21 protein-coding genes and 1 tRNA gene are annotated in these 24,557 nt (G+C 60.9%); 2 read left to right on the forward strand and 20 right to left on the reverse strand.

The window, feature by feature from the left end:
- Positions 1-10: 10 nt before the first annotated feature.
- From ACFOMF_RS14295 to sdhC, 13 genes are all read right to left on the reverse strand, one after another.
- On the reverse strand, positions 11-1,021 hold the full coding sequence (locus ACFOMF_RS14295) for an amidohydrolase family protein (protein ID WP_386366848.1): 1,011 nt from the start codon (positions 1,019-1,021) through the stop codon (positions 11-13).
- Positions 1,022-1,160: 139 nt separating this feature from the next.
- Positions 1,161-3,065, reverse strand: coding sequence for a molecular chaperone HtpG (htpG, locus tag ACFOMF_RS14300; protein ID WP_386366850.1), 1,905 nt, complete (start codon positions 3,063-3,065; stop codon positions 1,161-1,163).
- A gap of 116 nt (positions 3,066-3,181) precedes the next feature.
- Complete coding sequence (locus tag ACFOMF_RS14305) at positions 3,182-3,919, reverse strand: DUF599 domain-containing protein (RefSeq protein ID WP_386366049.1); 738 nt, start codon at positions 3,917-3,919, stop codon at positions 3,182-3,184.
- 65 nt (positions 3,920-3,984) lie between these two features.
- Positions 3,985-5,295, reverse strand: a complete 1,311-nt coding sequence (brnQ, locus tag ACFOMF_RS14310) for a branched-chain amino acid transport system II carrier protein (RefSeq protein ID WP_386366052.1) — start codon at positions 5,293-5,295, stop codon at positions 3,985-3,987.
- A gap of 143 nt (positions 5,296-5,438) precedes the next feature.
- A complete protein-coding gene (gene sucD, locus ACFOMF_RS14315) occupies positions 5,439-6,326 on the reverse strand; it encodes a succinate--CoA ligase subunit alpha (RefSeq protein ID WP_386366054.1) in 888 nt (295 codons plus the stop codon).
- Complete coding sequence (gene sucC / locus ACFOMF_RS14320) at positions 6,323-7,492, reverse strand: ADP-forming succinate--CoA ligase subunit beta (protein ID WP_386366055.1); 1,170 nt, start codon at positions 7,490-7,492, stop codon at positions 6,323-6,325. Before sucC ends, sucD begins: the two co-directional genes overlap by 4 nt.
- Before the next feature lie 178 nt (positions 7,493-7,670).
- Positions 7,671-9,107 (reverse strand): dihydrolipoyl dehydrogenase, encoded by a 1,437-nt coding sequence (gene lpdA, locus ACFOMF_RS14325; RefSeq protein ID WP_386366057.1) that lies wholly within the window; start codon positions 9,105-9,107, stop codon positions 7,671-7,673.
- A gap of 92 nt (positions 9,108-9,199) precedes the next feature.
- Complete coding sequence (odhB, locus tag ACFOMF_RS14330) at positions 9,200-10,414, reverse strand: 2-oxoglutarate dehydrogenase complex dihydrolipoyllysine-residue succinyltransferase (protein WP_386366058.1); 1,215 nt, start codon at positions 10,412-10,414, stop codon at positions 9,200-9,202.
- A gap of 67 nt (positions 10,415-10,481) precedes the next feature.
- Entirely contained in the window at positions 10,482-13,313 is a 2,832-nt protein-coding gene (locus tag ACFOMF_RS14335; protein WP_386366060.1) for a 2-oxoglutarate dehydrogenase E1 component, read from the reverse strand.
- A gap of 265 nt (positions 13,314-13,578) precedes the next feature.
- Complete coding sequence (locus ACFOMF_RS14340; protein WP_386366062.1) at positions 13,579-14,283, reverse strand: succinate dehydrogenase iron-sulfur subunit; 705 nt, start codon at positions 14,281-14,283, stop codon at positions 13,579-13,581.
- A gap of 11 nt (positions 14,284-14,294) precedes the next feature.
- Entirely contained in the window at positions 14,295-16,067 is a 1,773-nt protein-coding gene (gene sdhA / locus ACFOMF_RS14345) for a succinate dehydrogenase flavoprotein subunit (RefSeq protein ID WP_386366064.1), read from the reverse strand.
- A 3-nt stretch (positions 16,068-16,070) separates the two neighbouring features.
- Positions 16,071-16,439, reverse strand: a complete 369-nt coding sequence (gene sdhD, locus ACFOMF_RS14350) for a succinate dehydrogenase, hydrophobic membrane anchor protein (protein WP_386366066.1) — start codon at positions 16,437-16,439, stop codon at positions 16,071-16,073.
- The gene (gene sdhC, locus ACFOMF_RS14355; RefSeq protein ID WP_386366068.1) at positions 16,433-16,807 is read right to left on the reverse strand and encodes a succinate dehydrogenase, cytochrome b556 subunit; all 375 of its coding nucleotides are present in this window, start codon (positions 16,805-16,807) and stop codon (positions 16,433-16,435) included. Before sdhC ends, sdhD begins: the two co-directional genes overlap by 7 nt.
- Before the next feature lie 358 nt (positions 16,808-17,165).
- Between sdhC and gltA the strand changes: the two genes are divergently transcribed.
- The gene (gene gltA, locus ACFOMF_RS14360) at positions 17,166-18,431 is read left to right on the forward strand and encodes a citrate synthase (protein WP_386366070.1); all 1,266 of its coding nucleotides are present in this window, start codon (positions 17,166-17,168) and stop codon (positions 18,429-18,431) included.
- Positions 18,432-18,605: 174 nt separating this feature from the next.
- Here gltA and ACFOMF_RS14365 read toward each other — a convergent pair whose 3' ends face one another.
- Complete coding sequence (locus ACFOMF_RS14365; RefSeq protein ID WP_386366071.1) at positions 18,606-18,857, reverse strand: YkgJ family cysteine cluster protein; 252 nt, start codon at positions 18,855-18,857, stop codon at positions 18,606-18,608.
- Positions 18,858-18,973: 116 nt separating this feature from the next.
- On the opposite strand from ACFOMF_RS14365, the gene ppnP reads away from it, so the two are divergent.
- Positions 18,974-19,255, forward strand: coding sequence for a pyrimidine/purine nucleoside phosphorylase (gene ppnP / locus ACFOMF_RS14370; protein ID WP_386366073.1), 282 nt, complete (start codon positions 18,974-18,976; stop codon positions 19,253-19,255).
- 49 nt (positions 19,256-19,304) lie between these two features.
- Here ppnP and ACFOMF_RS14375 read toward each other — a convergent pair whose 3' ends face one another.
- The 6 genes from ACFOMF_RS14375 to dapA all read right to left on the reverse strand — a co-directional run bounded on the left by ACFOMF_RS14375 (position 19,305) and on the right by dapA (position 24,413).
- Positions 19,305-20,207, reverse strand: a complete 903-nt coding sequence (locus ACFOMF_RS14375; protein ID WP_386366075.1) for a flagellar motor protein MotB — start codon at positions 20,205-20,207, stop codon at positions 19,305-19,307.
- A complete protein-coding gene (gene pomA / locus ACFOMF_RS14380; RefSeq protein WP_386366077.1) occupies positions 20,207-20,983 on the reverse strand; it encodes a flagellar motor protein PomA in 777 nt (258 codons plus the stop codon). The genes ACFOMF_RS14375 and pomA overlap by 1 nt, the downstream gene beginning before the upstream one ends.
- 345 nt (positions 20,984-21,328) lie before the next feature.
- Positions 21,329-21,418, reverse strand: a tRNA-Ser gene (locus ACFOMF_RS14385).
- A gap of 88 nt (positions 21,419-21,506) precedes the next feature.
- Positions 21,507-22,376, reverse strand: a complete 870-nt coding sequence (locus tag ACFOMF_RS14390) for a phosphoribosylaminoimidazolesuccinocarboxamide synthase (protein WP_386366079.1) — start codon at positions 22,374-22,376, stop codon at positions 21,507-21,509.
- A 64-nt stretch (positions 22,377-22,440) separates the two neighbouring features.
- The gene (gene bamC / locus ACFOMF_RS14395; protein WP_386366080.1) at positions 22,441-23,526 is read right to left on the reverse strand and encodes an outer membrane protein assembly factor BamC; all 1,086 of its coding nucleotides are present in this window, start codon (positions 23,524-23,526) and stop codon (positions 22,441-22,443) included.
- On the reverse strand, positions 23,523-24,413 hold the full coding sequence (gene dapA, locus ACFOMF_RS14400) for a 4-hydroxy-tetrahydrodipicolinate synthase (protein ID WP_386366082.1): 891 nt from the start codon (positions 24,411-24,413) through the stop codon (positions 23,523-23,525). The genes bamC and dapA overlap by 4 nt, the downstream gene beginning before the upstream one ends.
- Positions 24,414-24,557 lie beyond the last annotated feature (144 nt).

Here is a 24,557-nt window from a genome sequence, read left to right on the forward strand (position 1 = left end):
CAGAATCCACTCAAGGGTCATCGGCCTCTGGGCCGTTTTCTTTAAGGCCCCCCGCTTTACCGCTGTTTGAAGGCCCCGGGAGGATCGACAGGAAGTTATCCCGTGCCACTCGGCGAGCGACCGCCTCGGGCAGCGCATCGAGAAATGGCCGGAAAGCATCGAGCTTCTCACCGATTCCACCAAAGCGGCCCACCACGTCCGATCCCATCATGAAACGCCCGGGATAGGCCTCGACCAGCTCCAGCCAGCCTTCACGAGGTTTGCCCTTGCCGTCCAGCAGGTAAGGACGCAGCAGCGTCCACGACAAGTCGATATGGAGATTGGGGTACTCGGCCAGGAGACGCTCCAGGGTGGGTCGGAGAAAATCCAGCCGCTGCTGGTGGCGGTGGATTTCCATGCTGGTACCGGCATGGGCCCAGATAAAGCGAACGTCCGGATGTTCCTTCAGCGCCCCTTCGACCTCGCCCAGATACAATGGGTTACGTTCACGCTTTGAGGTTATGTTGGCATGCAACAACACCGGAAGGTCATGCTCGGCGGCCAGTCGGTAGACCCGGTGAAGCGCTTCGTTATTGGCTCTCGGCGCATCACCGTGGGTCAAGGCAGTGAGATCGTCATGACGGGTGAAGACCTCGCCGATCCCCTGCCAGAAGCCCGGATGGGTTTCAAGCATCCGGCGAATATGCGCGTCGGCATTCTTGTCGTTGGGGTTGAAGCCACTGAGAAAGGGATGGAATCGCTGACGCAGCTCGGCGGGCAAGCCCTGCACCGCCTCGATGACGAGATTGTCGGTGGCGCTGTACCAGTAAAGGCTGGCGTCGTCGCCAGCATAGTAGCGTGGACGCTTCGGTTCATTTTCGTCCCACTTCTTGGCGACCGCCACGCCGCTGATCATCACGTGGTCGATGCCGACCTCATCCATGACCTCGATCAGGCTGTCCATGCCCTCGCTTTCCTGGAAGAAGTCCACGTAATGGACGTGTGCATCACTGTATCGATACTCCCTCGCCTGCGTGGCCATCACGGCCAGGGCAAGGGCAAGGCCCAACAGAATTCTACTACTCACGGAAACACTCGCTCGGGAACACGGGACATTGACTACAGGCGAGCTGTCGCGGTTCCAGAAACGAGAAAGCCCGCCGGGCGGCGGGCTTTTGGGATCAGGCGGAGAGTTCCACCAGAAGCCTGTTCAGGCGCTGCACATAACTCGCCGGGTCCTTGAGGCTGTCGCCCGCTGCCAGCGCGGCCTGATCGAAGAGAATGTGCGCCAGATCCTTGAACCGATCTTCGTCGGGCTCGGCGTCCAGCTTCTCGATCAGAGGATGCTGCGGGTTGATCTCAAAGATAGGCTTCGCATCCGGCACCTTCTGCCCGCTGGCCTCGAGAATCTGCCGCATCTGCAGCCCCAGATCCTGCTCTCCGATTGCCAGGATGGCCGGCGAATCGGTGAGTCGGTGCGACACTCGCACTTCGGCGACCTGGTCGGCCAGTGCGCCCTTGAGGCGCTCGAGCAGACCTTCCTTGGCCTTGGCGATTTCTTCCTGAGCCTGCTTGTCTTCCTCGCTGTCGAGCTTGCCGAGATCCAGGTCGCCACGCGCAACGTCGACGAACTGCTTGCCGTCGAACTCGCTCAGGTAGCTCATCATCCACTCGTCGATGCGGTCGGTCAGCAGCAGCACCTCGATGCCTTTCTTGCGGAACACCTCCAAATGCGGGCTGTTCCGGACCTGCGAATAGGACTCACCGGTGAGGTAGTAGAGCTTGTCCTGCCCTTCCTTCATGCGGGCGACATAGTCGGCGAGCGAGACGCTCTGCTCCCCGGCCCCCTCTTCGGTGGAGGCGAAACGCAGCAGCCCCGCGACCTTCTCGCGATTGGAGTAGTCCTCCGCCGGGCCTTCCTTTAGCGCCTGGCCAAAAGCCTTCCAGAACTGCTTGTACTGGTCCGGCTCGTTCTTGGCGAGCTTCTCCAGCATGTCCAGCACACGCTTGGTAAGCGCGGTCTTCATGGAATCGATGACCGGGTCTTTCTGCAGGATCTCGCGCGAGACGTTCAGCGACAGGTCGTTGGAGTCCACCACACCTTTGATGAAGCGCAGGTAAAGCGGCAGGAACTGCTCGGCCTGGTCCATGATGAAGACACGCTGCACATACAGCTTCAGGCCCTTGGGCGCCTCGCGGTGGTAGAGATCGAAAGGCGCGCGGCCCGGCACGTAGAGCAGTGAGGTGTATTCGAGCTTGCCCTCGACCTTGTTGTGACTCCAGGCCAGCGGGTCCTCGAAGTCATGAGCGACGTGCTTGTAGAACTCCTTGTACTCCTCCTCCTTGACGTCGCTGCGCGAGCGGGTCCAGAGCGCGCTGGCGCGGTTCACGGTTTCCCACTCGAGCTCCGCCGGCTGATCCGCTTCCTCGCCGAGCTGCTCTTTGGGCAGTTCGATGGGCAGGGCAATGTGATCGGAATATTTCTTGACGATATTGCGCAGCCGCCAGCCATCGGCGAACTCCTCCTCACCCTTTTTCAGATGGAGGACGATGCGGGTGCCGCGCTCGGGCTTGTCGACGGTAGCGACTTCGAACTCGCCCTCCCCCTTGGAAGCCCAGTGCACACCTTCAACGGCAGGCAGACCGGCACGACGGGTAAAGACTTCCACCTGGTCAGCCACGATGAACGCGGAATAGAAACCAACGCCGAACTGGCCGATCAGACGGGAATCCTTGCGCTCGTCGCCGCTCAGGTTCTTCAGGAAATCTGCGGTACCCGACTTGGCGATGGTCCCCAGGTGCTGGATGACCTCGTCGCGGCTCATGCCGATGCCGTTGTCTTCCAGGGTGACCGTACCGGCCTGCTTGTCGAAACTGAGGCGGATCTTCAGCTCACTGTCGCCGCCGAGCAGCTCGGGGCTGGACAGGCTCTCGAAGCGCAACTTGTCTGCAGCATCGGAAGCATTGGAAATCAGCTCACGGAGGAAGATTTCCTTGTTGGAATACAGCGAATGGATCATCAGGTGCAGCAGCTGCTTCACCTCGGTCTGGAAGCCCAGGGTTTCTTTTTGAGATTCCACACTCATCGTCTCGAACTCCACGTCGTCAATGGCACGGACCGCTTGCGCGGCGATGGCCTCGATATGGAGACAAGACATTGAATTTCAAGGGGCGAGGGAAAATTCCCGGGCCGAACGCAGATTCAGGTGGGCGGATCCCTCGGCGGCAGGTCGGAAACATGGGTCTCCGTGGAGGTCATCACCTTGAGCACCCCCGAGTGGAACTCGCGGCGGTAGAGCACCAGTACCACCCCCGCAGTGATGCCCATGAAGACCCAGGGATTGACGAACCAGGCCAGAGTCGCCATGCCGAAGTAATAGGCGCGCAGGCCATAGTTGAACTGGTTGGCAGCCATCGACATGACGCGTGCCGCACGTTCGGCGAAACCCCTGCGCTCCAGATCATTGACATTGCGCTCGCCCACCATGGGCGCCGAACCGACCAGCACCGCTGCGAAGTTGTACTGGCGCATGCACCAGCTGAAGGTAAAGAACGCATAGACAAAGACCACCGCCAGGCCAAGCAGCTTGAGTTCGGACAGACTACGGCTGACCGGCTGTGCGAACGGCAAGTCGGCCAGCAGGGACACCGCCCGCTCCGACGCACCCAGTGCGGTCAGCACGCCCGCGAGGATGATCAGCGTGCTGGAGGCGAAAAACGACGCGTTGCGCTCCAGGTTGGCGATCACGTTGGCATCGGCGATGCGGTTGTCGCGCATCAGCATGCGTCGCATCCAGTCTTCCCGGTACAGGTGCAGCACACTTGCCAGGCAGGGCGTATCCCGACCGCGCCAGCGGGCGTAAAGGGTGTAGCCCGCCCAGCAGAAGACAAACCAGATCACCGCGATGAGATTGTCGTAGAAGGGATCGATCAGATGCATGTCAGCCTCGAGACAACTGCCTACCAGTATAGATGGGCCCGAGCGGCCCATACGCTGTCGGCCTCTCAGACGCCGGTGCGGTCTGCCGGCCGGAGTCGATCGATCACCACTGCCAGCAGCAGAGCGAGCAGTGCCGGCACCAGCCAGCCGAGACTCTGACCCGCCAACGGCAGCTGGCTGAACAGGCCTGGAGTAAAACGCTCGAGCCCTGCCGCAGCGAGACCATCGACGATACCGAAAATCAGGGTGATCGCCATGACCGGCCGGAACACCCGCCGAGGATGCTTCCAGCATCGGTCGAGCAGGCTTAGCGCGACCAGTACGATCGCCAGAGGATAGAGCGCCACCAACACCGGTATCGAGACGCTGACCAACTGCGTCAGACCCTGATTGGCCACCGCCAGGCTGAACACCCCCAGCGTGACCACCACGGTCCGGTAGGAGACCTTCCAGTGCTTGCTGAAGAACTCGCCGCAAGCGCTGAGAAGGCCGACGGCCGTCGTCAGGCAGGCCAGGGTGATGACCAGCGCCAGTAGCAGGCTACCTGGCGTGCCGAAGGTATGCTGTACATAGGCCGCAAGGATCTGCCCGCCATTGGTCGCACCCGCCGCGACGGCGCTGCTGGTGGCGCCCAGGTAGAACAGCGCCAGATAGACCAGCGACAGCCCGAGCGCTGCCACCAAGCCCGCGACCATGGTGTAGCGCGTCACCAGCGCCGGCTCGCTGACCCCACGACTGCGAATCGCCGTGGCGATGACAATGCCGAACACCAGCGCACCGAGGGTATCCATCGTCAGATAGCCCTCCAGGAAACCCTGTAATGCAGGTGCGTCGCTGTAGGCGGGCGAAGGCGCGACGATGTCGCCCGCGGGTGCGAAGATCGCTGCCCCACCCAACAGCACCAGCGCGACAAGCAGCACCGGGGTGATGAACTTGCCAATCCGGTCGACCAATTGGCCGGGGTCGAGCGAGAGAAACAGCACGACGGAAAAATACATGAGGGTATAGAGCAACAGAACCCAACGGCTTTCGCCAACGAAGGGCACGACAGCGAGTTCGAAGGAAACCACTGCCGTCCGGGGCGTGGCGAACAAGGGGCCAATGGCCAGATAGACCACCACGGCAATCGCCAGGCCGGACAGTTTGCCAAGCGGCGCGGTCAATCGGTCAAGTCCACCGCCAACACGCGCCAGCGCAACCACGGTCAACAGCGGCAAACCTACCGCGGTCAGCAGAAAACCCAGCGCCGCAAGCCACAGGTTATCGCCTGCAGCCATGCCCGCACTGGGCGGGAAGATGATATTCCCGGCGCCGAGAAACAGGGCGAAGGTCATGAAGCCAATGGCCAACTGGTCAAGCGCGTTCAATCGATGCATAGGAAGGGGGCGCGTCAGAAAATGAAAGGATAGCCGCTTGCGCACTTCTTTCCGAACTTCGCGCCTCGGCAGAGGTTCAGCGATTATCTTCGCTCATGAAAAAGGCCGCCCCAGGGCGACCTTTTACCGATAGCGACGCCAGATCAGCGCTGCGTGGATTGCCAGCCGGTAATTTCCGCCAAGGCCTTGCCGATGTCGGCGAGCGAACGGACGGTCTTTACCCCGGCATCTTCCAATGCAGCGAACTTCTCGGCCGCAGTGCCCTTGCCGCCCGAAATGATCGCGCCAGCATGACCCATGCGTTTGCCGGGCGGCGCGGTGACGCCAGCAATGTAGGACACCACCGGCTTGGTCACATTGGCCTTGATGAAGGCCGCTGCCTCCTCTTCCGCCGAACCGCCGATCTCACCGATCATCACGATCGCCTCGGTCTGCGGATCATCCTGGAACATCGCCAGGATGTCGACGAAGGTAGAGCCCGGAATCGGGTCGCCGCCGATGCCCACGCAGGTGGACTGTCCGAAGCCGGCGTCGGTGGTCTGCTTGACCGCTTCATAGGTCAGGGTGCCGGACCGCGAAACGATGCCCACTTTGCCCGGCAGGTGGATATAGCCCGGTTGAATGCCGATCTTGCACTGTCCTGGGGTGATCACCCCCGGGCAGTTCGGGCCGATCAGGCGCACGCCAAGTTCATCGCACTTTACCTTGGCATCGAGCATGTCCAGCGTCGGGATGCCCTCGGTGATACAGACGATCAGCTTGATACCGCCAAACGCCGCTTCGAGGATGGAGTCCTTGCAGAACGCCGCCGGCACGTAGATGACCGAGGCATCCGCGCCGGTCGCTTCCACGGCTTCACTCACGGTATCGAACACCGGCAGGCCAAGGTGAGTGGTGCCGCCCTTGCCCGGCGTCACGCCACCGACCATCTGGGTGCCGTACTCGATCGCCTGCTGACTGTGGAAGGTGCCCTGGCTCCCGGTGAACCCTTGGCAGATGACCTTGGTGTTCGTGTCGATCAGGATGCTCATTGTGCGCCCTCCGCGGCCTTCACTACCTGCACAGCGGCATCGGTGAGACTGGTCGCTGCAATGATGTTCAGCCCGCTCAGGGAAAGCGTCCTGGCGCCCAGTTCTGCGTTGTTGCCTTCAAGGCGAACCACGACCGGGATCTTGACCCCTACTTCCTGCACCGCACCGATGATGCCTTCGGCGATCATGTCGCAGCGAACGATGCCGCCGAAGATGTTCACCAGCACTGCCTTCACATTGGCATCGGAGAGAATGATCTTGAACGCCTCGGTCACCCGCTCCTTGGTGGCGCCGCCGCCGACGTCGAGAAAGTTGGCAGGCTTGCCACCGTGCAGGTTGACGATGTCCATGGTGCCCATCGCCAGGCCAGCGCCGTTGACCATGCAGCCGATGTTGCCGTCGAGCGCCACATAGTTCAGCTCCCAGATCGCCGCATGGGCTTCGCGAGGATCATCCTGGGAAGGGTCGGCCATGTCGCGAAGCCGCGGCTGGCGATAGAGCGCATTGCTGTCGATGTTGATCTTCGCATCGAGACAGTGCAGGTCACCGGTGCTGGTGATCACCAGCGGATTGACCTCAAGCAGCGCGAGGTCGTAATCCTCGAACAGCTTTGCCAGGCCGGTGAAGATGTGCACGAACTGCTTGATCTGCTTGCCTTCCAGGCCAAGCTTCACCGCCAGCTCGCGCGCCTGGAAAGGCTGCGCGCCAACCAGGGGGTCGATGGTGGCCTTGAGAATCCTTTCCGGGCTGTCGTGGGCGACCTTTTCGATATCCACGCCGCCTTCGGTCGAGGCCATGAAGACGATCCGGCGCGAGCCACGATCGACCACTGCGCCCAGGTAGAGCTCCTTGTGAATGTCGGTACAGGACTCCACGAGAATCTTGCTGACCGGCTGCCCGTTGGCATCGGTCTGATAGGTGACCAGACGATTGTCCAGCCACTGCTGAGCGAAGGCGTAGGCCTCGTCCTTGCTCTTGATGAGTTTGACACCGCCGGCCTTGCCGCGACCGCCAGCGTGGACCTGGGCTTTGGCCACCCACTGATCACCGCCAATCTTGTCGCAGGCCTCGGCGGCCTCCTTTGGAGTATCCACCGCGTAGCCCTTCGACACCGGAAGGCCGTACTCGGCAAAGAGTTGCTTACCCTGATATTCGTGAAGATTCATGCAATTACCGTCTTTTTTATAGTCTGCAATTGACGCTGCATCACTGCCGCGCCGCCTGCAGGCCACCGGGCACGAACGGCTATGTGGTCCGGTAGCCTGAGTAGGTCCGCCCTTTCGGGGCGGCTGGGCAGCGTTCCGCGATTCCCCGCAGGGACCGCGGGCGGCCGCCCCGCTTACATCAACGCTTCTTGCGATTGGCGATATGAATGGCGTGGCCATTCACCGCTAGCGCCGCTTCGTGCAGCGCCTCGGACAGTGTTGGGTGCGAGAAGACCATCATGCCCAGGTCCTCGGCACTGGTGCCGAACTCCATGGCGATGGCACCCTGCTGAACCAGCTCGGCAGCGCTCGGGCCCATGACATGCACACCCAGCACGCGGTCGGTCTTGGCATCGGCAACGACTTTCACCAGACCGGCGGTGTCGTTGGCGGCCATGGCGCGACCGGAGGCAGCGAACGGGAAGGTACCGACGTTGACTTCGACGCCCTCGGCCTTCAGCACTTGTTCCGACTTTCCGACCCAGGCGATTTCCGGATGGGTGTAGATGACCGACGGAATCAGGTCGTAGTTCATCTGCGCCTTGTGTCCCGCGATGCGCTCGGCAACCATCACACCCTCTTCCGAGGCCTTGTGCGCCAGCATCGGTCCACGCACCACGTCACCAATGGCATACACGCCCGGTACGCTGGTTGCGCAGTAGTCGTCGACATAAATGAAGCCGCGCTCGTCGAGGTTCACTTCGGTGTCCGCAGCCAGCAGGTCTGCAGTAACCGGGCGACGGCCGACGGCAACGATCAGCTTGTCGAAGGTAGCCTTCTGCTCGCCGTTGGCATCGGTATAGCTGACGGTCACCTGGCCGTTGCTCACTTCGCTACCGGTCAGACGCGCACCCATGAGGATCTTCAGGCCCTGCTTGGTCAGCGCCTTCAGCGCTTCCTTGGCGATCTGCTCGTCTGCGGCCGGCAGGAACTTGTCCATGGCTTCGATGACGGTCACTTCCGAACCCAGGCGAGCCCATACCGAGCCCAACTCGAGACCGATCACACCGGCGCCGATCACGCCGAGCTTGCCCGGCACGCTCTGGAAGTCCAGCGCACCGGTGGAATCGACGATGACGTCCTGATCCACCGGGGCCGGAGGAATGTTCACCGGGGTCGAACCCGATGCGAGGATCACATTCTCGGCGGCCAGCACCTGGATGTTCCCGTCCAGGCCGGTAACTTCGACCTGCTTGCCGGCCAGCAGCTTGCCATGGCCCTCGAACAGGGTCACGCCATTGGCCTTGATCAGCGCACCGACGCCGCCAGTGAGATTCTTGACGATCTGGTCCTTACGGGAAACCATCGTCGGAACGTCCATGGCCACTTCACCGGTGCTGATACCGTGGACCTTGAAGCTCTCATGGGCTTCGTGGAACTTGTAGGAGCTGTCCAGCAGTGCCTTCGAGGGAATGCAACCTACGTTCAGGCAGGTCCCACCCATTGCGGTCTTGCCTTCCTTGCCCTGGTACTTCTCGATGACCGCGGTCTTCAGGCCCAGTTGCGCAGCCCGGATGGCAGCCACATAGCCACCAGGGCCGCCGCCGATGACGATAACGTCGAATTTGTCACTCATTTGAATTCCTCTCTAGCTTCGAGCTGCAAGCCCAAGCTGCAAACGCGAAACCGGCCGTCGGACGGCCGGTGGCTTGCAGTTGCGGCCGCGCGTTAGATGTCGAGCAGCAGACGAGCCGGATCTTCCAGCAGGTCCTTCATGGTCACCAGGAAAGTCACCGCTTCCTTGCCATCGATCAGGCGATGGTCGTAGGACAGGGCCAGGTACATCATCGGCAGGATGACCACCTGGCCGTTGACCGCCATTGGGCGCTCCTGGATCTTGTGCATGCCCAGGATCGCGGTCTGTGGCGGGTTGACGATCGGAGTGGACAGCAACGAGCCGAATACCCCACCGTTGGAGATGGTGAAGGTGCCGCCAGTCATCTCTTCGATGGTCAGCTTGCCAGCCTTGGCCTTCTTGCCGTACTCGTTGATGCCGCCTTCGATTTCGGCCAGGCTCATGTGCTCGGCGTTGCGCAGTACCGGCACCACCAGGCCACGGTCGCTGGACACTGCGACGCCGATGTCCTGATAGCCGTGGTAAACGATGTCATTGCCGTCGATGGAGGCGTTGACGCCCGGCTGGCGCTTCAGAGCCTCGACCGCCGCCTTGACGAAGAAGGACATGAAGCCCAGACGCACACCGTTGTGAGTCTTCTCGAACAGATCCTTGTACTTGGCGCGCAGCTCCATGATCGGCTTCATGTTGACCTCGTTGAAGGTGGTCAGCATGGCCATGGAGGATTGGGCTTCGACCAGACGCGAAGCCACCTTGGCGCGAAGGCGAGTCATCGGGACACGCTTCTCGACGCGGTCGCCTACCGGGATCGACGGCGCAGCTGCAGCAGCAGCAGCCGGCTTCGGCGCGGCAACACCACCCTTCTTCGCCTCGATGGCAGCGACCACGTCTTCCTTGGTCACTCGCCCACCCTTGCCGGTGCCCTTCACGCTGTTCGGATCGATGCTGTTCTCTTCGGCCAGCTTGCGTGCGGCCGGAGCGAGCATGGGCTCCTCGCTCGATTCGGCGGCCGGTGCTTCGGCAGGCGCGGCTGCGGTGGCCGGTGCCGCAGCAGGCGCCGCTGCGCTAGCCCCGGCTTCCAGCTTGCCCAGCAGCTCGCCACTGAGAACGGTGGCGCCTTCGTCAGCGACGATCTCGCTGAGCACGCCGTCGGCCTCTGCCAGTACTTCCATCACCACCTTGTCGGTCTCGATGTCGACGATCAGCTCGTCGCGCTTGACCGCTTCGCCCGGCTTCTTGTGCCAGGTGGCGACGGTGCCGTCGGCGACCGATTCCGGGAAGGTAGGGGCTTTGATCTCGATTGCCATTTCAGGGTCCTATTGATTCGGTGTTTACATCGAGGCCGCGACATGCGCGGCCTCTTGCTGCTGGGATTTAAACGGTGAATGCGTCCTGGAGTAGCTTTTCCTGCTGCTCTGCATGCACCGAGGCATACCCGGCGGCAGGCGAAGCGGAGGCATCACGCCCCGCATACTGAAGGACCAGCTCCTTGTTGTGCGCGATCGCCACACGCCGCATGTGATGCTGGCTGCAATACCAGGCCCCCTGGTTCATCGGCTCTTCCTGACACCAGACGATGTGCTTGAGGTTCTGGTACGGGGCGAGGATCTCCGCCAGATCGTCCTCGGGGAACGGATACAACTGTTCGATCCGGACGATGGCGATGTCTTCACGCCCTTCGGCACGACGCTTCTCCAGCAGGTCGTAGTAGACCTTGCCACTGCACAGCACGAGGCGTTCGACCTTGGCAGGATCGATCTGATCGATCTCGCCAATGGCGGTCTGGAAGCAGCTCTGGGTAAGGTCCTCGATCGTGGAAATCGCCAGCTTGTGACGCAGCAGCGACTTCGGCGTCAGCACCACCAGCGGCTTGCGCAACGGACGGATCACCTGACGACGTAGCAGATGGTAGATCTGTGCCGGCGTGGTCGGTACGCAGACCTGGATATTGTGCTCGGCGCACAGCTGCAGGTAGCGCTCCAGACGGGCGGAGGAATGTTCCGGGCCCTGGCCTTCATAACCGTGCGGCAGGAGCATGGTCAGGCCGCACAGGCGGCCCCACTTGTGCTCGCCGCTGGTGATGAACTGGTCGATCACGACCTGAGCACCGTTGGCGAAATCACCGAACTGGGCTTCCCAGATCACCAGCGCGTTGGGCGTGGTGGTGGCGTAGCCGTACTCGAACGCCAGTACGGCCTCTTCCGAGAGGAAGGAGTCATACAGGGCGAAGCTCGGCTGGCCTTCGTACAGGTGCTGAAGCGGGAGGTAGGTACTGCCATCCTTCTGGTTGTGCAGTGCGGCATGACGGTGCGAGAAGGTGCCGCGTCCCACGTCCTGACCGGTGATGCGAACCGGATGGCCTTCGAACAACAGGGTGGCATAGGCCATGGTCTCGGCGTAGCCCCAGTTGATCGGCATCGCCCCGGCGCCCATCTTCGAGCGGTCCTCGAGGATCTTGTTGACCTGCCGCTGAACCACGAAACCTTCCGGTACGTGCAGCAGCTTGGTCGACAGATCCTGGAGAGTCTTGAGGTCGAAACGGGTGTCATGGCGAGCGGTCCAGGCATGACCCAGATATGGACGCCAGTCGACGAAGAGCTCCGGATTCGGTTCTTTGACCAGGCTCTTGACCACATGCAGGCCGTTATCTAGCGCATCGCGGTATTCATCGATGCGGGCTTGGACGTCCTCGGACGTCAGGACCTTGGATTGGATCAGCGAATCGGAGTACAGCTCGCGCGTGGTGCGCTGCTTGGCGATCTTCTGATACATCAGCGGCTGGGTGCCGCTGGGCTCGTCCGCTTCGTTGTGACCACGACGACGGTAGCAGATCAGGTCAAGGACGATATCGCGCTTGAACTGCATCCGGTAATCGACAGCCAACTGGCTGACGAACAGCACCGCTTCAGGGTCATCGGCGTTCACATGGAAGATGGGCGCCTGGATCATTTTCGCCACGTCGGTGGCGTACTCCGTGGAGCGGGAATCTTCCTGCTTGTTGGTGGTGAAGCCGACCTGGTTGTTCACCACGACGCGGATGGTCCCACCGGTCTTGTAGGCCCGGGTCTGGGACATCTGGAAGGTTTCCATCACCACGCCCTGCCCGGCTACCGCGGCATCACCATGGATGGTGATCGGCAGTACCTTGTCACCCACCTCGTCCTGGCGGCGATCCTGGCGAGCGCGCACCGAGCCTTCGACGACCGGCGACACGATTTCCAGGTGGGACGGGTTGAACGCCATGGCAAGGTGGACTTCACCGCCCGGCGTCATCACGTTGGACGAAAAACCCTGGTGATATTTCACGTCACCGGAGCTCAGACCTTCGACCTTCTTGCCTTCGAACTCATCGAACAGGTCGCGGGGATTCTTGCCGAGAGTGTTGACCAGCACGTTGAGACGGCCACGGTGGGCCATGCCCAGAACGATCTCCTTGACACCATACGAGCCGGTGCGCTGGATGATCTCGTCGAGCAGCGGGATGAGGCTCTCGCCACCCTCGAGGCCAAAGCGCTTGGTGCCTGGGTACTTGGTGCCCAGATACTTTTCCAGACCTTCGGCCGCGGTCAGGCGCTCGAGCAGGTGAGCCTTGACCTCGGGAGAGAAATCAGGCTGGCCACGAACGCTTTCGAAACGCTGCTGAAACCAGGTGCGCTGCTCGGAATCGACGATATGACTGAACTCGGCACCGATACTGCGGCAATACGTCGCTTTCAACGAGTCGACGATTTCACGCAGAGTGGCTTCGTCCGTGCCGATCGCCAGGTCACCGGTGCGGAACACGGTGTCCAGGTCGCCATCGGTCAGGCCATAGTGGTTCAGGGAAAGGTCGGCGGGGACGGAGCGCTGCTGCAGACCGAGCGGGTCAAGCTGAGCGGCCTGGTGGCCACGCAGGCGATAGGCCTGGATCAGGCGAAGAACTTCGACCTGTTTCTTTTCGTGCTCAGTGCTGACGCTACCTGCAGATACTGGCTGCGCACGGCGCTGATTCTTCGCCAGCAATATGAAGTGCTCGCGAATCGATGAGTGCGACACGTCGCTGGCCGGAGTGCCATTGGCCGGCAGTTTCTGGAAATAGCTGCGCCATTCCTCCGGCACAGCGTTCGGGTCGTGCAGATAGAGCTCAAAGAGCTCCTCCACATATGCAGCGTTACCCCCCGAAAGGTGGGCACTGTCCCACATACGCTGCATTGGACTGTCTTGCATGCTTTGTCACCCTCGATAAGGGGACACCACCGGCGTGCACCGACATCCGAGCCTTCTAGTGTGCTCGGCAAATCGCGACGGGCCCGCAGATAGCCCGGACACCAGCCCGGTTCGTCCCCTGCTGGTCTACAAGATTCCGTGGGGAAACCCCGCTTTATTGGGCTGGGATTCCTGTTAAAACTACGGCGCCCTGGAGAAACTCCGGCGCCGCAGAGGTAAAACACGGTCGGTATCCGGCGAGCCGTACACCGACCGGGGGTGCATATCAGGTACCGCTCTGAAGCAGCATGCTACGCACGTGACCAATCGCCTTGGTCGGGTTCAACCCTTTCGGGCAGACGCTCACGCAGTTCATGATGCCGCGGCAACGGAACACGCTGAACGGATCATCCATGGCAGCCAGACGCTCCTCGGTGAGGGTATCGCGGCTGTCGGCCAGGAAACGATAGGCCTGCAGAAGCGCGGCGGGGCCCAGGAACTTGTCAGGGTTCCACCAGAACGAAGGGCAGCTGGTCGAGCAGCAAGCGCACAGAATGCACTCGTACAGACCGTCCAGCTTCTCACGCTCTTCGGGGCTCTGAAGCCGCTCGATGGCCGGTGCCGGGGTGTCGTTCATCAGGAACGGACGCACCTTCTCGTACTGCTTGTAGAAGATGCCCATGTCGACCACCAGGTCACGAATGACCGGCAGGCCTGGCAACGGGCGCAGCACCAGCTTGTCACCGGTCACTACCGCGGACAGCGGAGTGATGCAGGCCAGGCCGTTCTTGCCGTTGATGTTCATGCCGTCGGAACCGCACACGCCTTCGCGGCACGAGCGACGGTAGGAGAAGCCTTCGTCCTGCTCCTTGATCAGAGCCAGTACGTCGAGCACCATCAGGTCCTTGCCCTGAGTGTCGACCTGGAACTCCTGCATGTAGGGCTTCTGGTCCTGATCGGGGTTGTACCGATAAACACTGACTTGCAACATATCGTCGACCCTTAATAAGTCCGGACTTTAGGCTCAAAGGCCGGCACGGTTTTCGGAGCGAAGTTTACGGCACGCTTGGTCACGCGCTTGTCACCCGGGAAGTACAGGGTGTGGCAGAGCCAGTTCTGGTCGTCACGATCCTCGTAATCCTCCCGAGCATGAGCGCCACGCGACTCCTTGCGCTCTTCAGCTGCGATCGCGGTAGCCTCGGCAACCTCCAGCAGATTCTGCAGTTCCAGCGCCTCGATACGTGCCGTATTGAAGGACTGGCTCTTGTCAGCGATCTTGACGCTGGCGATGCGCTCGCGCAGATCGGACAGCTGGGCGATGCCCTTCTGCATGTACTCCCCGGTGCGGAATACACCAAAGTAGTTCTGCATGCAGCTCTGCAGCTCCTTGCGCAGCGGAGCGACGTCTTCACCGGTAGCGCGCTCGTTGACACCGGCCAGACGCGACAGGGCGCCATCGAGATCGCTTTCGGTAGCGCCGCGGTGCTCGATGCCTTCCTTGAGCGCCTTTTCCAGGTGCAGACCGGCCGCACGACCGAACACAACCAGATCGAGGAGCGAGTTGCCCCCAAGGCGGTTGGCCCCATGGACCGAAACGCACGCCACTTCACCTACCGCGAACAGGCCGTCGATGACCTTGTCGTTGCCGCTGGCATCCTGGGTGATGGCCTGGCCATGAATATTGGTGGCGACACCACCCATCATGTAGTGGCAGGTCGGAACCACCGGAACCGGCGCAGTGACCGGATCGACATGGGCGAAGGTCTTGGACAGCTCGCAAATGCCCGGCAGGCGGCTGTGCAGCACTTCCTCACCCAGGTGATCGAGCTTGAGCATGACGTGGTCGCCGTCTGGCCCGCATCCGTTGCCAGCGATGATTTCCTTGACCATCGAGCGTGCAACGACATCGCGACCGGCGAGATCCTTGGCATTCGGTGCGTAACGCTCCATGAAGCGCTCGCCATGCTTGTTGATCAGGTAGCCACCTTCACCACGGCAGCCTTCGGTGACCAGTACACCTGCGCCGGCGATACCGGTCGGGTGGAACTGCCACATCTCGATGTCCTGCACCGGCACGCCGGCACGCAGCGCCATGCCGATACCGTCACCGGTATTGATCAGGGCATTGGTGGTGGATGCATAGATGCGACCAGCGCCACCGGTGGCCAGTACCGTTGCCTTGGAACGAATGTACACGGTTTCGCCAGTCTCGATGCAGATGGCGATGATGCCAACGATGGCGCCGTCCTGGTTTTTCACCAGATCCACTGCAAACCACTCGTTGAGGAACACCGTGTTGTTCTTCAGGTTGTTCTGGTAGAGCGTGTGCAGCAGCGCGTGACCGGTACGGTCAGCGGCGGCGCAGGTACGGGCGGCCTGCCCGCCCTTGCCGAAGTCCTTGGATTGGCCACCGAACGGGCGCTGGTAGATGCGACCCTGCTCGGTACGCGAGAAAGGCAGACCCATGTGCTCGAGCTCGAACACAGCCTCTGGACCCACGGAACACATGTACTCGATCGCGTCCTGGTCACCGATGTAGTCGGAGCCCTTGACGGTATCGTACATGTGCCAGCGCCAATCGTCGTTCGGGTCAGCCGAGGCGATGGCACAAGTGATGCCGCCCTGAGCGGATACGGTGTGCGAACGGGTCGGGAACACCTTGGTGACCACGGCAGTCTTGTGACCGCCTTGAGCCAGTTGCAGCGCAGCGCGCATGCCGGCGCCACCACCACCGATGATGATGGCGTCGAAGGAAAGCGTACGAAGGTTAGCCATGGATCACATACCCCAAAGAATCTGCACACCCCAGACGAAGAATGTGAACATTGCGATGCCACATACAGCCTGGAAGAGGAAACGCACAGCAGTAGCCCACTTGCCGATGGCCATGCTGGTCATGTAGTCAGTGGAGATGGTCCACATGCCGACCCAGGCGTGAATGGCGAGGGAAACCAGCGCCAGAAGGCTGAAGATACGCATCCAGTTGGTCGAGAACAGATCACGCCACTGGGCGTATTCGAGGCCTGGATTGAACATCAGGTAACCCAGCAGGAACAGAAAATAGACAGCCAGAACGACCGCGGAAACCCGCTGCGCCATCCAGTCATAGAGACCTGAACGGGAAAAGTTGGTGACGTTGGTTACCATACCCAAACTCCTGCCAGAACGATCAGCACCGCGGAAACGATGAGAACGATTTTCGAGCCCAGCTTGCCGCCCTCCAGCGTTTCGCCATGTCCCGAATCCATGATGAGATGGCGAATACCAGCCACCAGGTGATAGAGCAGAGCGGACAGCAAACCCCAGGTGATCAGCTTCACCAATGGGTTGCCCATCACATCCCTGACCTGCTCGAAGCCTTCTGGCGAAGACAGGGAGGCATCCAATGCGAACAACATCAAGGCGACACCCACGAACAGGATAACCCCGGAGATCCGATGCAGGATGGAGGTATAGGCGGTTATCGGAAGTTTTATTGTCCTAAGATCTAGGTTTACAGGTCGTTGGCTTTTCACGGCTTCTTTTTCACACTCGAGAGCCCTGTTGCGCAGGGCAAGGTTGTTGGGAAGAGCGCCAGAAAGCGCCCGCTACCCAGGTGAAACCTTCAGAGTTATAGCTGTAGGCCCCTGCCGGTCGGTCGCCGAGTATAGACAGGTAGGTTACTAATGACAATGTGGTCAATTGCCACCAAGTTGGCATTGCGGCATCCCTGTAAAAGGCGTAACAGGGCCGCCACGGCCCGCCCGGAACCCCGTCCGAAGCCCCTACCATTATGCTTTTGGCCAAATTGACATTGTTTTTTATCGAACTATAGTGACGCGGGCCCTGCATGGGGGGCTTCTGATGATTCCAAGCAAACACAGGAGGCCGTACATGGCTGACAAGAAAGCGCAGTTGATCATCGAGGGCGCAGCCCCCGTCGAGCTGCCCGTTTTAACCGGCAGCATGGGGCCTGACGTGATCGACGTCCGCGGCCTATTGTCCACCGGACACTTCACCTTCGACCCCGGCTTCATGTCGACCGCGTCCACCGAGTCGAAAATCACCTTCATCGACGGTGACAAGGGTGTACTGCTGCACCGCGGCTACCCCATCGAGCAGCTCGCCGAAAAAGCGGACTACCTGGATACCTGCTACCTCCTGCTGAACGGCGAACTACCCACTGCCGAGCAGAAGTCCGTATTCGTCGACACCGTGAAGAACCACACCATGGTGCACGAGCAGCTCAAGACCTTCTTCAACGGCTTCCGCCGCGATGCTCACCCAATGGCCGTGATGTGCGGCGTGGTGGGCGCCCTGTCCGCGTTCTATCATGATTCGCTGGACAACAATAACCCGCAGCACCGCGAAATCTCGGCCATTCGCCTGATCGCCAAGATGCCGACCATTGCTGCAATGGTTTACAAGTACTCCATCGGTCAACCGCTGATGTATCCGAGCAACAACCTCGGGTATGCCGAAAACTTCCTTCACATGATGTTCAACACCCCCTGTGAAGAGAAGCCTATCAGCCCGGTACTCGCCAAGGCGATGGACAAGATCTTCATCCTGCACGCCGACCACGAGCAGAACGCCTCGACGTCGACCGTGCGCCTGGCCGGCTCGACCGGTGCCAACCCCTTCGCCTGTATTGCCGCCGGCATCGCGGCACTGTGGGGACCGGCACATGGTGGCGCGAATGAAGCCGTGTTGACCATGCTGGACGAGATCGGCGACGTCTCCAACATCGAGACCTTCCTGGCCAAGGCCAAGGACAAGAACGATCCGTTCAAGCTCATGGGCTTCGGACACCGCGTCTACAAGAACTTCGACCCACGCGCCCGCGTGATGAAGCAGACCTGTGATGAAGTTCTTGGCGAGCTCGGCATCAACGACCCGCAGCTCGAACTGGCCATGAAACTTGAGGAAATCGCCCTCAGCGACCCCTACTTCGCCGAGCGCAACCTCTACCCGAACGTCGACTTCTACTCGGGGATCATCCTCAAGGCCATCGGCATTCCGACGAGCATGTTCACTGTGATCTTCGCTCTTGCCCGCACCGTCGGCTGGATCTCCCACTGGAAGGAAATGCTGTCCGGCCCGTACAAGATCGGTCGCCCGCGCCAGCTGTATACCGGCCACCCGAAGCGCGACATCTAAGCTTCGATGCCGACAGAAAGGGCTGCCATTGGGCAGCCCTTTTCATTGAACCCCACGAATAGAAGGCCGGATGATTCGTCCTTGGCGACGGAGGGCTGCAATCGAAGCGCCTGACACAGGCTCAGGCGGGTCTTGTCCTCACTTAACCGCCCACGCCGAACGACCGCGGCAGGATCAAGCCGTTTCCTGCTCCAGCCTGACAAGTATCTGCATCGCCTCGTCGTGACTCGAGCCGCAAACCAGCGCATCAGCCTTGAAGGCATGACAAACCTGAGGCCGCTCCGGCGAATCAAACAGTGCGCAGAGACTAGCCTCGGTCAGATGCCGACAGCGAACGCCTGCAGCCTTGCCCAGTGGCAGACCCGGCAATGGGGAAGAAATCGAAGGGGCGATGCAGCAGGCGCCACAACCCAGACGGCAATCCATCACAACTCCAGCAAAATTCGAGGGCGGTACTATAAACGCGCCTGGCGAAGCGCATCTACCGCGAGACCAAGCACTTCGGCATACTTGCCGCCTTTCTCACCTGAAGGGATCCCCTGATGTTCAAGGTCAACGAATACTTCAACGGCACCGTCAAATCCATCGCGTTCGACATGACCAACGGCCCCGCCACAGTCGGTGTCATGGGCCCCGGCGAATATGAGTTTGGAACCAGCCAGCTGGAGATCATGCATGTCGTTGCTGGCGCTCTGAAAGTCAAGCTGCCCGGTAGCGAAAACTGGGAAACCTTCGAAGCAGGCAATCACTTCACGGTACCAGCCGAAAGCAAGTTCCAGCTCAAGGTCGCCACCGACACCGCCTACCTGTGCGAGTACCGCTGATAAGCGGGTGATTTCTGGCAGCGCAAGCGCGCTGCCCTCGCCCGCCCCCTTAGGCATCGCCAGTTCGCCAGCCCCCCTGGACTGCCTCTACCCGCTTTTCCTCGATCAGATCGCGCAACTGCTTTTCATACTCTTCGGCCGGCCCGGTCAAGTCCAGGATGATCTCGACCCGCCGATTGACGGCACGGGTTTCAGGCGTATCGTTGCTCGCTCGCGGTCGCGTATCGGCGAAACCCTGGACCCGCAACCGGTTTGCCTCTACCAGCTCGCTGGCCAGCAACGCGTTGGCGACAGATGAAGCACGCGCCGCGGAAAGATCCCAATTCGAGCGGAATCGAGGTGTATTGATCTGCATGTTGTCGCTATGCCCCTCGATGGAGATTTCCCCAGGCAGTTGGGCCAGCACATCGGCAATGCGATCGAGCATGTCGTAAAACGCGTGGGTCATGTCCGCCGAACCGGACGGGAAAGCGCCCTTTTCTTCCACGCGAATGATGATCCGCTTGCGGTCGTGATCGAGCTGGAGAAACCCTTCGCGCAGTTCCTCCGCCAGCACTTGTTGCAGCACCTCGAGGCTGACCTCGATCTGCTCGCGGGTGATCTGCTCGACCAGGCTCTCGATGTCGGTCTCGGTGCGCCCTCGCAGCGTATCCAATTGCGGTGCCTGCTCGGTCGTATCCTGCAGCACGTTGTCGACCAGCGTGGGTTCCGGCTTGCCAGGGGAGAACTTGTCGAAGATCGGACTGGTGCCCATGGGCACCTCCATTGCCGGAACCTCCCTCTGCACACCAAATGCCTTGGAGAGCTCAGCGGCAATCTGTCGAAACTTCATCGCGTCGATTTCGGAGAAAGACAGGAGCAATACGAAAAAGCACATCAACAGTGACATCAGATCCGCGAAGGTCATGACCCAGGCGGGCATGCCCGGCTTCTCTTCCTCCGGCAGATCCATCACGCCTGCTCCGCCGCCGCGGCGCCCGCCTTCTCACGCTTGTCTGGCGGCAGGTAACTGCCGAGCAATTGCTCGATCACCCTTGGGTTGATGCCCTCCTGGATGGCCAGCACGGCGTCGATCCACAACGCCTGCATGCGCGCCTCTTCGGTCATGCGCAGGTTGAGCTTGTCGGCAATTGGAATGCATATCATGGTTGCCAGCATCGCACCGTACAGGGTGGTCAACAGGGCCACCGCCATCGCCGGACCGATGGCCTTGGGATCCTCCATGTTCGAGAGCATCTGAACCAGGCCGATCAAGGTCCCGATCATGCCCATCGCCGGACCCACGTCGCCAAGCGCGGTGAAGATCTTCGCGCCCCACCGGTTGCGGTCCAGGGTCATCAGGCGCTCCTTCTCCAGGATCGACCTCACCGTTTCCTGGGGATGGCCATCGATGAGCAACTGGATGCCCGTCTTGAGAAATGGCGAACTGATCTCCTTGTCTTCCAGGGCCAGCAGGCCCTGCTTGCGCGCCACATTGGAGAGTTCGATCAGTTCGTTGATGGTCGCCTCGGTATCCGGCAAACGAAAGAAAAACGCTCGCCCTGCCACCTTTATCGCCCCGATGAACTGAGCCAGGCTGAATTTGGCAAGCACGACGAACAGGCTTCCCCCCAGCACGATCAGCAGCGACGGCGCGTTGACGAAGGTATCGGAAGAAGCGCCCAGCAGGATTGCCGCTGTGATGATGCCGATAGCACCAAGCAGGCCAATGAGTGTGGCGATGTCCACATGGTCTCCGAGAGCGAAAGTAGGGGCTGAAATGGGATCGGCGGCGAGAGCGCCGGCTGGGCTTGATCGGCCGCATTGTAAAGGCGCATAAAACGAATGGAAACGCGATTTAGGGGCTCTGACGCCAACCAGACGACGAAATGCTTTCAAGCGATGAAAAGTCACCTCAACGCTCTCGTGTGGCCGCTGAAGCCATGGCGATCCAGAAAGAAAGACAAACCTAGAGTGCCAATATATTGGCTAATAGATCAGCCGCTAGTCGGCATCTTGTTTAAAGCGAGAGACCCAGATACCTGGCGCACAGCAAAAAGCCCCGGGACAGCGTCCACGGGGCTTTTCTGTGTGTGGCGGAGAGATAGGGATTTGAACCCTAGGTACCCGCGAAGGTACAACGGATTTCGAATCCGTCCCGTTCGGCCACTCCGGCATCTCTCCAGCGGCGCGCATCATATCAGGTCGATGGGTTTTGTCGAACCCTATAAGGCAAAATTTCTTTCCCTGCTCAAAGGGTTGCGACTGAAGATCAGGCTGTCAGGCGCTCCAGCGCTTCGCGGTATTTGTCGGCAGTTCGCTTGGCAACCTCCTCTGGCACAGCCGGTGCCGGGGGCTGCTTGTTCCAACCGGTAGACTCCAGCCAGTCACGCACGAACTGCTTGTCGAAGCTAGGCGGGTTCCGACCTTCGACATAGCTGTCAGCGGGCCAGAAGCGGCTCGAATCAGGGGTCAGCACTTCATCCATGAGTGTAAGGGTGCCGTCTTCGTCCAGGCCGAATTCGAATTTGGTATCGGCAATGATGATGCCGCGGGAGGCCGCATATTCCACCGCGGCCTTGTACAGGGCGATCGAGGCGTCCTTCACCTGGGCAGCCAGCTCAGCACCGATGATGCCTTCGCAGCGCTCGTAGCTGATGTTCTCATCGTGATCGCCAACCGCGGCCTTGGTCGAAGGCGTGAAGATCGGCTCAGGCAGCCTCGAAGCCTCACGCAGGCCGGGCGGGAGGGGAATCTCACAGACGGTGCCGCTTTTCTGATACTCCTTCCAGCCGGAGCCGACCAGATACCCTCGCACGATGGCTTCAACTGCCACGGGCTTCAAACGCTTGGCAACCACCGCCCGTCCCTCGACCAGCGGAAGCTCAGCCGCCGAGACGACGTCCTCGACCCGGTCACCGGTGAAGTGGTTCGGCACCAGCCCGGCGAGCTTGTCGAACCAGAAGCTGGAAATAGCGGTGAGGATCTTGCCTTTTTCTGGAATCGGCTCGTCCAGGATGACATCGAATGCCGAGAGCCGGTCACTGGCCACCATCAGCATCCGCTTGTCATCGATCTCGTAAAGGTCACGAACCTTGCCGGAATAGAGTTTTTTCAAGCTGAGGGCGGTTGGCGTGGTCATGAAGGGGGTCCGCATTGATCAGGAAAGGACAGACGAACCAAAGGCTCGCCTGTCAGGGAGCGAGTCAGCCGAGGTTCTGCTGGATAAGCTGCAGGACGCGCCGAGACACCTCGGCAGGTGCCAGGGTGTCGAGATCATCCTGAACCGAGACCTGAACGCCTTCGGCCGATTCGACCAGACGAACCTGGACACGCTCCGCCTCGGCTTCGGTGCGGCCGCCTCCGAGCAGTCGGCGGAAAAAGCCCGGTCGTGCACCCGGATCCTCAGCACCTTCTGCCAGATTGAGGTAGTACACACCCAGGCTGCGATTGAGGTCGTCGACGCGCACGTCGGCGCTCTGCAGCGCCCTGCCGATGCTCGACCAGGCACGATCGAAGTCGGAGTCCAGTTGCAGCAGAGGGTTACCGCTGGCGTCGCTCACCATATGCACGCGGCTCGGCGCGTCGAACTGGCGCTCGGCCAGTAGCGACACGGAGTCGCCCAGGTCGGTACTACGCGCCAGGCTGACTTGCAGTTCGTCAAGGACTGCAGTATCGAAGCCCTGATGTCCGGCTGTTTCCGCCCAGGACCGTGCCTCATCGCTGCCTACAGGGCGCTGTGCGCTCAGAACATGGATTTCGCTGGCGTTGCGCTGAACGCCCGGCTCAATACGCACCCGGACTCGCGACTCGCGGTCTGCTGGCGCGACCTGGCGCAACGCCGGGTTGAGCTCGCTGGCTGGCTGCCAGGCGGTGATCAGCTCACCTGTCTCGGGATGCTCTTCAGCGATGCGAAACCCGTTGTCCTGCAGGAACTGCCGAGTGGCGGTCCAGATCTGGGCAGGCGCCCGCAAGGCCACCAGCCAGCGGTCATCATCGGACGTCTCCAGGCTGAAATCGCTGGCATCGGCAAGTTGCAGGCGCTGCGGGCGCGGCACCTCGAAGCGTCCACCGTTCGAGCGGGCATCAGCCACCTGATGAGGAATCGGCAGCAGGGGCTCCAGCGGACGAACTTCGACGCCCTGGGGAATCTGCATGGGAGGGCGCTGGGACGCGGCCAGGTAGTCACTGCCACGATCGCGAAAATATCCATCGCCACCCCACAGCCAGCCGCAGCCGCCAAGACTGGAGACAACGACAGCTAGGGTTGAGAGTCCGGCCAGTCGCTTCATGCGTTTTCCTTAATGATCAAGCCGAATTCACGCATCGCCTGCAGCAAGGGTGTCTGGCATGGGCTGCTCAGCCAGGTCAGAGGCAGGCGGATGCCTTCCGGGATCAAACCCATCTGGTGCAGCGCCCACTTGACCGGAATAGGGTTGGATTCGAGAAAGAGGGTCTTGTGCAGCGGCATCAGCCGCTCGTTGATCGCACGGGCCTTCTCTGCCTCCCCGGCCATGGCGGCGACACACAGATCGCTCATTGCCCGAGGCGCTATGTTCGCGGTCACCGAGATGTTTCCTTTGCCACCCATGAGCATCAGCTCCACGGCGGTCGGATCATCCCCGGAATAGACCAGGAACTCCGGCGCAACGCGGTCCAGGATCTCCCGAGCGCGGTCGAGGTCACCGGTTGCTTCCTTGATACCGATGATGTTCGGAACTTCGGAGAGGCGCACAACAGTGTCGGGCAACATGTCGCAGACCGTACGGCCCGGCACGTTATAGAGGATCTGCGGAATGGCGACCGCTTCGGCGATATGCCGGAAATGCTGGTAGAGCCCTTCCTGGGTAGGCTTGTTGTAGTAGGGAGTGACCAGCAGACAGGCATCCGCACCGACAGCCTTGGCCGCCCGGGTAAGCTCGACCGACTCGCGCGTGGAGTTGCCACCGGTTCCAGCAATCACCGGAATACGGCCAGCCACTTGGTCCACCACCCGACGGATCGCTTCGACGTGCTCAGCCACGTCCAGCGTAGCCGACTCACCAGTGGTACCGACCGCGACGATCGCATGGGTTCCTTCCTGCAAATGGAAATCCACGAGCGTTGCCAGGCTGCTCCAGTCCAGGCCACCTTGCGCATCCATGGGCGTGACCAGTGCCACCATACTGCCCGCAATCATCCCCGCTACCTCTGCCGAAAAAGAGAGGCGTAATGGTACAAGGCTCCTTTGCGCTTTGCGAGTGCGCCAGAAGGGCATGACCACGGCGCGCACGGGACCTTTGCCATGTCCGGGCGAAAAGGCAAATTCCCTCGGCCGAGCAAT

Source organism: Stutzerimonas tarimensis (genome assembly GCF_042648805.1).
In the GTDB taxonomy this organism is placed as follows: domain Bacteria; phylum Pseudomonadota; class Gammaproteobacteria; order Pseudomonadales; family Pseudomonadaceae; genus Azomonas; species Azomonas tarimensis.